At 48.7% G+C, this 10,068-nt stretch carries 12 protein-coding genes; 10 read left to right on the top strand and 2 right to left on the bottom strand.

Annotation, left to right across the window (positions count from 1 at the left end; all coding sequences use genetic code 11):
• The first annotated feature begins 124 nt into the window (after nt 1-124).
• The 7 genes from truA to ACYUJT_RS24185 all read left to right on the top strand — a co-directional run bounded on the left by truA (nt 125) and on the right by ACYUJT_RS24185 (nt 6,082).
• Nucleotides 125-892, top strand: coding sequence for a tRNA pseudouridine(38-40) synthase TruA (gene truA, locus ACYUJT_RS24155; protein WP_460327223.1), 768 nt, complete (start codon nt 125-127; stop codon nt 890-892).
• Nucleotides 893-1,118: 226 nt separating this feature from the next.
• Entirely contained in the window at nt 1,119-1,556 is a 438-nt protein-coding gene (gene rplM / locus ACYUJT_RS24160; RefSeq protein WP_460327225.1) for a 50S ribosomal protein L13, read from the top strand.
• 20 nt (nt 1,557-1,576) lie between these two features.
• A complete protein-coding gene (gene rpsI, locus ACYUJT_RS24165; RefSeq protein ID WP_460327227.1) occupies nt 1,577-1,969 on the top strand; it encodes a 30S ribosomal protein S9 in 393 nt (130 codons plus the stop codon).
• A 172-nt stretch (nt 1,970-2,141) separates the two neighbouring features.
• Entirely contained in the window at nt 2,142-2,834 is a 693-nt protein-coding gene (locus tag ACYUJT_RS24170; protein ID WP_460327229.1) for a phosphoadenylyl-sulfate reductase, read from the top strand.
• A gap of 35 nt (nt 2,835-2,869) precedes the next feature.
• Complete coding sequence (sat, locus tag ACYUJT_RS24175; protein ID WP_460327231.1) at nt 2,870-4,039, top strand: sulfate adenylyltransferase; 1,170 nt, start codon at nt 2,870-2,872, stop codon at nt 4,037-4,039.
• An 85-nt stretch (nt 4,040-4,124) separates the two neighbouring features.
• Nucleotides 4,125-4,895, top strand: coding sequence for an N-acetylmuramoyl-L-alanine amidase CwlD (gene cwlD, locus ACYUJT_RS24180; protein ID WP_460327233.1), 771 nt, complete (start codon nt 4,125-4,127; stop codon nt 4,893-4,895).
• Between the two features lie 59 nt (nt 4,896-4,954).
• Entirely contained in the window at nt 4,955-6,082 is a 1,128-nt protein-coding gene (locus ACYUJT_RS24185) for an Mrp/NBP35 family ATP-binding protein (protein ID WP_460327248.1), read from the top strand.
• 41 nt (nt 6,083-6,123) lie between these two features.
• Here ACYUJT_RS24185 and gerD read toward each other — a convergent pair whose 3' ends face one another.
• The gene (gerD, locus tag ACYUJT_RS24190) at nt 6,124-6,915 is read right to left on the bottom strand and encodes a spore germination lipoprotein GerD (RefSeq protein ID WP_460327236.1); all 792 of its coding nucleotides are present in this window, start codon (nt 6,913-6,915) and stop codon (nt 6,124-6,126) included.
• Between the two features lie 129 nt (nt 6,916-7,044).
• Here gerD and ACYUJT_RS24195 point away from each other — a divergent pair, with 129 nt between their 5' ends.
• Nucleotides 7,045-7,656 (top strand): KinB-signaling pathway activation protein, encoded by a 612-nt coding sequence (locus ACYUJT_RS24195; protein WP_460327238.1) that lies wholly within the window; start codon nt 7,045-7,047, stop codon nt 7,654-7,656.
• 128 nt (nt 7,657-7,784) lie between these two features.
• Here the strand turns inward: ACYUJT_RS24195 and pdaB are convergent, their stop codons facing one another.
• Nucleotides 7,785-8,594 (bottom strand): polysaccharide deacetylase family sporulation protein PdaB, encoded by an 810-nt coding sequence (pdaB, locus tag ACYUJT_RS24200; RefSeq protein WP_460327240.1) that lies wholly within the window; start codon nt 8,592-8,594, stop codon nt 7,785-7,787.
• Between the two features lie 130 nt (nt 8,595-8,724).
• Here pdaB and ACYUJT_RS24205 point away from each other — a divergent pair, with 130 nt between their 5' ends.
• Together ACYUJT_RS24205 and ACYUJT_RS24210 are read left to right on the top strand one after the other, a co-directional pair.
• Nucleotides 8,725-9,339, top strand: a complete 615-nt coding sequence (locus ACYUJT_RS24205) for a stage II sporulation protein M (RefSeq protein ID WP_460327242.1) — start codon at nt 8,725-8,727, stop codon at nt 9,337-9,339.
• 183 nt (nt 9,340-9,522) lie between these two features.
• Nucleotides 9,523-9,753, top strand: a complete 231-nt coding sequence (locus tag ACYUJT_RS24210) for a hypothetical protein (RefSeq protein ID WP_460327244.1) — start codon at nt 9,523-9,525, stop codon at nt 9,751-9,753.
• Nucleotides 9,754-10,068 lie beyond the last annotated feature (315 nt).

The following is a 10,068-nucleotide window of genomic DNA, read 5'->3' on the forward strand; positions in this document are numbered from 1 at the left end:
CTGGGCCCAGCCATATGTGAAGTAAACTCTCTGTACGCCAAGCCTGCTTCGGGCTAAATCGCTCGGAGAGTTTTTCTTTTATTAGCACAAGCATGCAGCAAGCGTTCAGGAAGGTGGCAAGATCGTGCGTAATTTACTGATGACGGTCTGTTATGACGGGAGCAATTATTACGGCTTTCAGACGCAGCCGGGAGGCAATACAATTCAAGATTGCCTGGAAGCGGCTATTCGGAATCTAACGGGCGAGATCGTTAAAATCCACGGCTCCGGCCGCACTGATGCGGGGGTTCATGCAAGGTCGCAGCCGTTTCATTTTTGGACCTCATCGCAAATTCCGGTGGAACGCTGGTGCCTTGCGTTAAACGGAAGGCTGCCTGCAGACATTCGTGTTACGTCTGCCGAAGAGGTAGATCTCGATTTTCACGCCAGGCGGTCGGCCAAACGGAAGACTTACCGTTATACGATTAATGCTAACCGGTTTACTGACGTATTTCAGCGCAGCTACCAGCTTCACCATCCGGGCAAGCTTGATGTGGATGCGATGCGCGAGGGTTTGAGCTTTCTCCTGGGAACGCATGATTATACGTCGTTTGCTTCCCGTCATTCTACGAAGGCCAGCCATGTGCGGACGATCGACGAAGTCAGAATTGAAGTGGATACGTCGCTGGCGAAGCCAAATTCACGAGATCAGGGCGTGATGCATCTCTATATTAGCGGCAATGGCTTCCTGCAGCATATGGTGCGCATCATCGTGGGAACCCTGCTTGAGGTAGGTCAGGGCAAGCGCCCTCCAGAACAGATGAAGCAGATCCTGGAGGCGAAGGATCGCAAGGCTGCCGGACCGACCGCAGAAAGCAAGGGGCTTATGCTGTGGAGCGTGGAATATGAATAACTAAAAAAGACTTGCGTAATAAATGTGCATCCTGTAAAATATAAGTTGTGTTTTCTTATGGCTATCCCACAGCCCCCAATAAGAAGACCGATACATCTATGATAATTTAAATGCGAATAAGCATAGGAACGAAGATAAATTTACCAGATTCGTTCTGCGCCCAAAGAGCATGAACATGTCTGGTATCTATGAACCATTTCGGATGAGAATGAAGGAGGATCTTTACATGCGTACCACCTATATGGCTAAGCCAAGCGAAGTTGAACGCAAATGGCACATCATCGATGCCGAAGGCAAAACGCTGGGCCGTTTGGCAAGCGAAGCTGCAGCATTGATTCGCGGCAAACACAAACCAGGATTTACACCTCATGTTGACGGCGGTGATTTCGTTATCGTCATCAACGCTGAGAAAATCAGACTTAGCGGCAACAAAATGGAAAGCAAGAAATACTATCGTCACTCCCAGCACACAGGTGGACTTAAAGTGACGGTTGCTCAAGACTTGTTGAGAACAAAACCTGAGCGCATGATCGAATCTGCGGTTCACGGCATGCTTCCTAAAACTCGTCAAGGCGAGAAAATGAAGCTGAGATTGAAAGCATATGCGGGTACTGAGCATCCACATGCAGCACAAAAACCAGAAGTTTACGAACTTCGCGGATAATTAAAAGGGAGGACAGTTTCATGGCACAAGTACAATACTATGGGACAGGTCGTCGTAAACATTCGGTAGCTCGTGTTCGCCTTGTACCGGGTGAAGGACGCATCGTCATCAATAAACGTGATATCAATGACTACTTCGGTTTGGAAACACTCAAACTGATCGTTAAACAACCACTGAATTTGACGGAAACAACCACAAACTACGACGTGATCGTTATCGCTCACGGCGGAGGTATCTCTGGTCAAGCAGGAGCAATCCGCCACGGTATTTCCCGTGCATTGCTCAAAGCAGATCCAGAATTCCGTCCTGCACTGAAGAAAGCAGGCTTCTTGACTCGTGACCCACGCATGAAAGAGCGTAAGAAATACGGTCTTAAAGCTGCTCGTCGTGCACCACAATTCTCCAAACGTTAATATTCCTTGTTCTGCAAGGAAAGAAAGCCCTTGGCCATTATTGGCCAAGGGCTTTTTTCGTGCGTTCATATTGACTTATTGTTAAAAAGTTCTATACTTTAATTAATAATTCAAATCTGTTTAGTAGGATTATTTCCTTGTTTATGTAAGTTACTGCGAGGGGGAGGAAATTATGAATTTATTGGAGAAAGAACAGTTGATTCAAGCTAAGGCGGAAGAGTTCGAGAATGCATCTCCTGAAGAGATCATCGCATGGGCGGTTCAGACATTCCCGAATATTACATTTGCGTGCAGCTTCGGTGCAGAGGATGTCGTATTGGTGGATATGCTGCAGAAGATCAGCCCGTCGACGGATGTTTTTTATTTGGATACGGACTTCCACTTTAAAGAAACCTATGAAACGCGCGATACAATGGCTTCGAAGTATAATCTTGATTTCGTGCGGGTATCTCCGCTAATTACACCGGAGGAACAAGCTGCCCAGCACGGCGAAGAGCTCTGGAAGAGCGATCCGAATGCCTGCTGTAACATTCGTAAGGTCGAGCCTCTGACACGGGTATTGTCAGGGTATGATGCGTGGATCACGGGAATTCGCCGTGACCAGGCGCCTACACGTGCTAATGCGAAGAAGGTGGAATACGATACGAAATTTGGGCTGGTCAAATTCAATCCGATAGCTAGCTGGACTTCCGAGGATGTATGGGACTATATTCGGGCTAACAATGTAGTATACAATCCGCTGCATGATCAGAACTATCCCAGCATCGGCTGCGAGTATTGCACTCGCCAAGTTATGCCGGGAGAAGATCCACGGGCAGGCCGTTGGTCAGGATCCGATAAAACCGAATGCGGACTTCATAAATAATATAATATACATTCTAAAAGCAAGGAGAGATGGAGATGACAGCAATTTTGCCGCATGGTGGCAAACTGGTGAATCGGGTCGTGACGGGCAAGGAGCGAGACGAATTGCTCGCGCTAGCTAAAGAGCTTCCGGTTATTTCAATCAATGCCTGGACGATTTCGGATTTGGATTTGATCGGTGTAGGAGCCTTCTCTCCATTGGAAGGATTCCTGAATCAAGAAGATTATGACTCCGTGGTCCAGAAGATGAGACTAGCTGACGGTACGGTATGGAGTATTCCAATCACGTTGTCCGTGAGTGAGCAGCAGGCACAGAAGCTGGAGATTTCCAAGCGTGTGGCCCTAGTAGGGGAACAGGATGGTGTAGTCTACGGCTTGCTCGACGTGCAAAGCGTCTATAAAGTAGACCAAGCTGAGGAAGCTAGAAATGTATTCAGAACGGAAGACAAGGAGCATCCGGGAGTAGCGAAGCTCTTCGAACGTTCGCCTTATTACGTGGGTGGACCGGTGCAGGTGCTCAATCGTCCACAGCCAGAACGCTTCGGCGAGTTCTACTTCGATCCGGCGGAGACGCGGCGCTTATTTGCCGAGAAAGGCTGGCGTACCGTGGTCGGCTTCCAGACTCGCAACCCGGTACACCGGGCGCATGAATATATCCAGAAAAGCGCGATGGAGATCGTTGATGCGCTGTTTCTGAATCCGCTAGTCGGCGAGACAAAGTCGGATGACGTTCCAGCGGATGTGCGGATGAAGAGCTATCTTACGCTGCTGGAGAATTACTATCCTGCGGATCGCACCTTCCTTGGCGTGTTCCCGGCGGCTATGCGCTATGCCGGACCACGGGAAGCGATATTCCATGCCATGGTCCGCAAAAATTACGGCTGTACCCACTTCATCGTTGGCCGGGATCATGCAGGTGTCGGCGACTATTACGGAACATATGAGGCTCAGGAAATCTTCCTGAACTTTACGCCGGAGGAGCTTGGGATTTCTCCACTGTTCTTCGAGCATAGTTTCTTCTGCACGACATGCGGCAACATGGCCTCCAGTAAGACGTGCCCGCATCCGAAAGAGGCGCATTTGACGCTGTCTGGAACCAAGGTAAGAGCTTTGCTGCGCGATGGCGAGTGCCCGCCGCCGGAGTTCACGAGACCTGAGGTAGCGAAAGTATTGATCGAGGGTATGAGTCACCAGGTCATCATTTAATGCCATAAGCCGAATATAAGGTATATTTGTCCACCTCGTCCCATATAGATGATTAGAATCATATGGGTGCGGAGGTGGCTTTTTTATGGGCTCACGAGATAAGGTGACACTATGGATTTCCTTAGGTCATATCAAAAAGCTGATGCTCGGCCTCGCCTTGCTCGGCATGCTCTGGGGAATTGCGGTATATGAAGTTCCGGCAAGGAATGCTTGGAATTATTGGAGTCTGCCTTTGGCTGGAGTGACTATTGCCTTGGATGCCGGACATGGCGGGCCGGACGGGGGAGCAGTAAGCCGACAAGGATTGATTGAGAAAGATATCAATCTGGCCGTGGCTCTTTATCTACGCGACTATTTGCAGCAGGCCGGTGCGATAGTCGTCATGACTCGGGAAGATGATCGGGATTTAGCTGATGCAGGAACAAAGGGGTACAGCAAACGCAAAACCGAGGATCTGAAGCGCCGCGTTCGCTTCATTGAAGAGAAGCAAGCCAAGCTGCTGATCAGCATCCATGTAAACAGTGTGCCTTCTAGCAAGTGGAGCGGAGCACAGACGTTTTTTACCAAAGCGGATGATAAAAGCTACGATTTGGCATATTTGATCCAGGATGAACTGATACGTAATTTGGAGAACAGCGATCGCGTAGCCAAGCAAAACGATAAGTCAGTTTATTTGCTGAAAACTTTGAAAATTCCATCTGCTCTCGTTGAAGTCGGCTTTTTATCAAATGCGGGTGAAGCGGCGATGCTCGGCAGCGAGCAGTATCAGCGCAAGGTGGCAGCTTCGATTTATCAGGGAATCTTAAGATATAGCGCTGGAGAAACGGGAAAAAGGGCAAAGCAGAGCGGAGAGTGATATAATATACATAATTTGAAATAAGCAACACGATATGATACGAAGTCGAGGTGCTGTCATTGTTATCCAAGGAGCATATTCAAGCGGCCTTGCGCCCTATTGCTGAGCCGACGCTGAACCGGAGCTTGGTTGAGCTGCAATGGATTCGCGATATGATGGTGAAAGAGGATCGTGTTTCTCTGACGGTAGTATGCCTGGAGAAGGATGAGGAGACGCAGAAGCTGCTGGAGCGGGAGATTCGTGACCGTCTGGCGGATGCTGGCGTCAGTCATATTCATCTGAGATTCCGGGAAGCTTCCGAGCGGGAGCGCGAAGAGGTTGTAGGCGACCAGTTGGAAGAGGCGGGGGAAAAAGAAAAAGAACCTTCCGATGAGGAGGTGCTGCGCAAAGGACATGCTGCCGGCCTCGAGAGATTGCCAATTCTGGATCCGAAGTCCGGCGTGAAGTTCATTGCGATTGCCAGCGGCAAGGGCGGAGTCGGCAAATCTACCGTTACCGTGAATTTGGCCGTTGCCCTTGCCCGTCGTGGACAGCGTGTCGGGTTAATCGATGCTGATATATACGGCTTCAGCGTTCCTGATATGATGGGCATTGAAGAAGTCCCTAGCTTGGATGAAGGAGCGATTATCCCTATTGAACGCTTTGGCGTCAAGGTAATGTCGATGGGCTTCTTCATTCAGGAGAATAATCCGGTCATTTGGCGCGGGCCTATGCTGGGAAGGATGCTTCGCCAGTTCTTCAGTGATGTAGATTGGGGAGAGCTCGATTATGTGCTGCTTGATCTGCCGCCGGGAACAGGGGATGTGGCGCTTGATGTGCATCAAATGATTCCGCACAGCAGCGAAATCATCGTGACGACCCCTCATGCCACGGCTGCCTTCGTAGCCGCTCGTGCCGGAGCAATGGCGCTGAAGACGGACCACGAGGTGCTGGGCGTAGTCGAGAATATGGCTTATTACGAATGCTCGGCCTGCGGACAGAAGGACTATATTTTTGGCCGGGGTGGCGGAGCGCGGCTTGCCGAGACGCTGCATACCGGATTACTCGCACAAATTCCGCTTGGCGCGCCGGACAACCATCCAGCGGAGCCGGACTTTTCGCCTTGTGTATATAAGCAGGAGAGCACGGTCGGCCGGATCTATGATGACATAGCGCAGCAGGTTATGAATAAATATGCGAAAGACTGACCGGAGGGTCAGTCTTTTTTTAGGATTTTTCAGAAAGCTGCTTAAGAGCCTCCGCCTCCGCCGCTGCCTCCTCCTTGGCCACCGCCACTTCCGCCGCCTTTACCGCCCCCGCCGCCTTTGCCGGAAGTAGATTCTTTTTCAAGCTTGGGCTGCAGTTGCTCCTGCACAACCGTTTTGAGCAGATCCATCACTTCCATTTTGAATAACGGGCTTTGCATCGCTTCCTGCATGACAGTCATAGACTGCTTGCGGAAATCGGGGGTTTGGGTAAGATCGAGGAACATTTTCATGACCTCTGGCGACTTCATAATTTCGCTGACCGATTTCTGATATTGCGGGTCCTTGATTAATTGCATATGCAGTTCTTTGTTTTGCGAATTGATCGCTTTGGCGAAATCCCCGGCGAATTTCGGGTCGGTCATGATCTTTTCGAACTCTTTTTTGTATTCCGGGGATGTGATTGTATCCTTAACAGCCATTTTTACCTGCTCCGAGGTTTGGGTTGGAAGGATCATTTTGATCCCCATGGTGCCGCCTCCGCCGGAGCTAGAACCACCACCCCCGCTGCCTCCGCCAGAAGATCCACCTGATCCGCCACTGGAGCCTCCTCCGCCAGATTGCCCGCCTCCGCCTTCGGACGGCGGGGAGCTGAGCGCCTCATAAATGGCTTTTTTACCCTCATCGGTTTTAAGTATGTCAATGATCATGGATTTAGTCTCTTTGTATCCCCCTCCCTGAGCAGAAGAGGAGCTCGATTCAGAACCGCAAGCCGTTAGCGGAAGTGTACAGGTACATATCAGGCACAGCATCCAACGGTAGTTCAGCCACTTCATGGTTCCTTCCTCCTTCATCGTAATCGCTGTAAGTAGTATGCGGACGTGAAATAGGAATTATCCCCTTGAAAAGCATGGTGTTTTACCGGAATCGTTGGTAAAATAATTCGTTAGTGGGGGTGTGAGGTTTTGAATTTAAAAAATTGGCTTTATTTGTTCTGGACCACGCTGCTGGTCGGAGCAGTTGGATCGCTCGCTGTAGGCCTAATCCTGCAATGGACGGATACCGTGCAATTAAACGGTGCGGTGGATTTTATGGTGAATATCGGCATTTTGCTAGGGGTAGGCATTATGGTTAGCGTATATTCCCAAATGGGCTTTTTTGCTTATTTGATGATCAACTACATGGGTACGGGCGTATTTACGAGAAGAACCTGGCAATATGTACAAATCGTGCTCACCGCACTTGCGCTGCTTGAGCTCATGTTCTTCCGCACGTTTGTAGGAGAGGGGCAAGGCGGCGGCTCCGATATCGTTCTCAGCGCGGTCATTCTTATTGTGGCTTGTGGCGCAGCTTTTTATAAAGCGAAGCTGACAAATGGCACGGCATGGATTCCAACCTTGTTCTTTATGATCGCCGTGACGATCGTAGAAATGATCGGGGTGCTTAAGATCGGCGTCAATGCGGCGACGGCATGGATCGTTGCACCGCTCTTGGCATGCAATGCGTATCAGATACTGATCCTACACAAAGTATTAAAGCCTGCTGCTTCTGCCGGATCTGCGCAAAGCCCGCAATAAGGGAAGCAAGTGAAAAAAAGCTCAGTGCGATTACTGGGCTTTTTGTTTTTTGTAATAAAAAAGACTCCCGTTTAACGGAAGTCCATCAAGCCGTCTTGTGCCTCTGTTGTTAAACGCCTGCAGTCGCTTCACATTCCAGCCGCAAGGTTGATTTGCTCCTGAATCCAGGCTTGATCCCTGACCTGAGCGCCCTTGATGTCCGCTTCCTGCAGAAGATCGGAGACGGTAACGAACTCGTATCCTTTTTTACGGAGCTCATCGATAATGATCGGAAGCGCCTCATGCGTCTGCTTGACGGAATCGCTGGCATGAAGGAGGATGATATCTCCTGGATGCGCTTTGCTAACGACACGGTTAACGATCGTCTGAACACCCTTGTTCATCCAATCCTGAGAATCTGTGTCCCACTGGATCACTTTATAGCCAAGATTGTTAGCGATCTTCAGCACGCGCTTATCAAAGTCCCCGTTTGGCAGCCGGAGTAAGGTGGGTGCTTTTCCGGTCAAATCGGTTAAAATAGAATGAGCTGTCGTAAGCTGCCGCTTAATCTCATCTTCTTCAAGATCACTATAGTTGACGTGCTTATGGCCATGGCTGCCGATCTCAAAGCCTTGCTGTTGAATGGCCTTCACGAGCTCGGGGTGGCTTTTGCTCCAAGGGGAAGAGAGGAAGAAGGTAGCCTTTTTCACGTCTTTGTCTTTAAGTACTTGGAGTATTGGCTCTGTTCTCGTATCTCCCCAGCTGATATCAAAGGTGAGAGCAATGACCTTCTTGTTCGTAGATACGCTGTAAATGGCCGAACTATTGCTCTCTTCGGAGAATACTGTAATATTTTCCTTCTCAACATAGATGATACCGGCTGCAAACAGGGCCGCGGCAAATACAAACATGAAGCGCTTGATCTTTTTTCCGTTGAGGACGTAGAAGAAATTATTCATTAGTTAAGCCCCTCTCGTATCAAAATAAAGTTGTCCGCTGTTACAATATATGCTCGTACCTTTTACGAATATAACCATTCTTGTCCGCTTGAGAAGAAATCATTAACAATGGGTACTATAGGAGGTTCTTATGTCATTTCGTCGTTTTATTCAAGATTTAGTCCATTATCGGAAAATGCTGCTCGTTGCATTGGCGCTGTTCGTCGCCGGGATTATATTGGGAAGCGTATATTCGGACTCCCTCAGCGCCATGTTGAATCCGCAAATTAAGGCGCTGCAGGAAGTGAGCGGTAGTTTGTCGCAATCTTCGTCGCCGGAGCTAAGCTTTTTTACATTTATATTTTTGAACAATGCCATCAAAAGTTTGCTGGTCATGGGGCTCGGTGCGCTCTTCGGCTTTATGCCCATCGTGTTCTTGGTGATGAACGGGATGGTGCTTGGATATCTGGTTCATGAGACGTCGGCCCAAGGAGCGGATATGTTCGATTTGATCGTAAAAGGTTTGCTGCCGCACGGAATTATAGAAATTCCGGCCATTTTGATCGCCGCTGCATACGGACTGCAGTTCGGTTATTTGGTATTGAAGAGCTTAGGGGAGCTCGGGGCCAGAGAACGGCATGAGCGGAGCGTGAAGTGGGGTGCTTATTTCCGTGCGGCGGGAACAGCGGCAGTCTGGATTACCGTGGCTCTGCTCATCGCGGCCATTGTCGAGAGCACGATTACATTCCATTTGGTGCAATTATAAAAATTAGGATTGCATTCATATTTTTCCTAAAAGTTGTGCATACCATTAAAGCGGTCCAAAAGACCGAGTTTCTTAATTTGGCAAAAGGGTTAATCATCGTTAACCAACAGAGATGAGTTTCGATTTATCTCCTGACATTTCCCCGCAACGATCGTAACTTAGATGAAAGAGGAGCTGTGAGCCATGTTAGGTATGCTTTTTAATGAAAAAGAATGCAAAGAATTAGACTATGTCCTGCGCAAGGAACTTGACGAAATGCTTCTGGATATGAGCGACCATCGCCTGGATCAGGATATTAGGCGTGCCATCGCTAATAGATACAAGACCATATTTCGAATGTATGCCCGGTTTGCACCCTCGAAAGAACTCTCCAAATATGCGCGAAAAGCTCGTTTTCCCCAAGCAAAGCAATAAGATGATAAAAGGTGTTGACTTTAGGGGAGGGGGTGTGGTAAATTATCATTCGTGCCGCTTTTGAGGTACGCAAGCCGGGAAGTAAGAGTTTATAAATGAAGTAAAAAAAAATTAAAAAAACTCTTGCAAAAACCTAGCTAACTATGATATATTATAAAAGTCGCCGCTGAAACACAGCGAGACACAAGAAACGAAGTTGATCTTTGAAAACTGAACAACGAGTGAGCGGGTTTCACGCAAGTGAAATCTAAAAAATAGAGTCAGATGTAAATCTGATCTCGTCAGATTCAAAATGAGCAAGTCAAACATCTTAGT

This window comes from Paenibacillus sp. YSY-4.3, assembly GCF_054767475.1.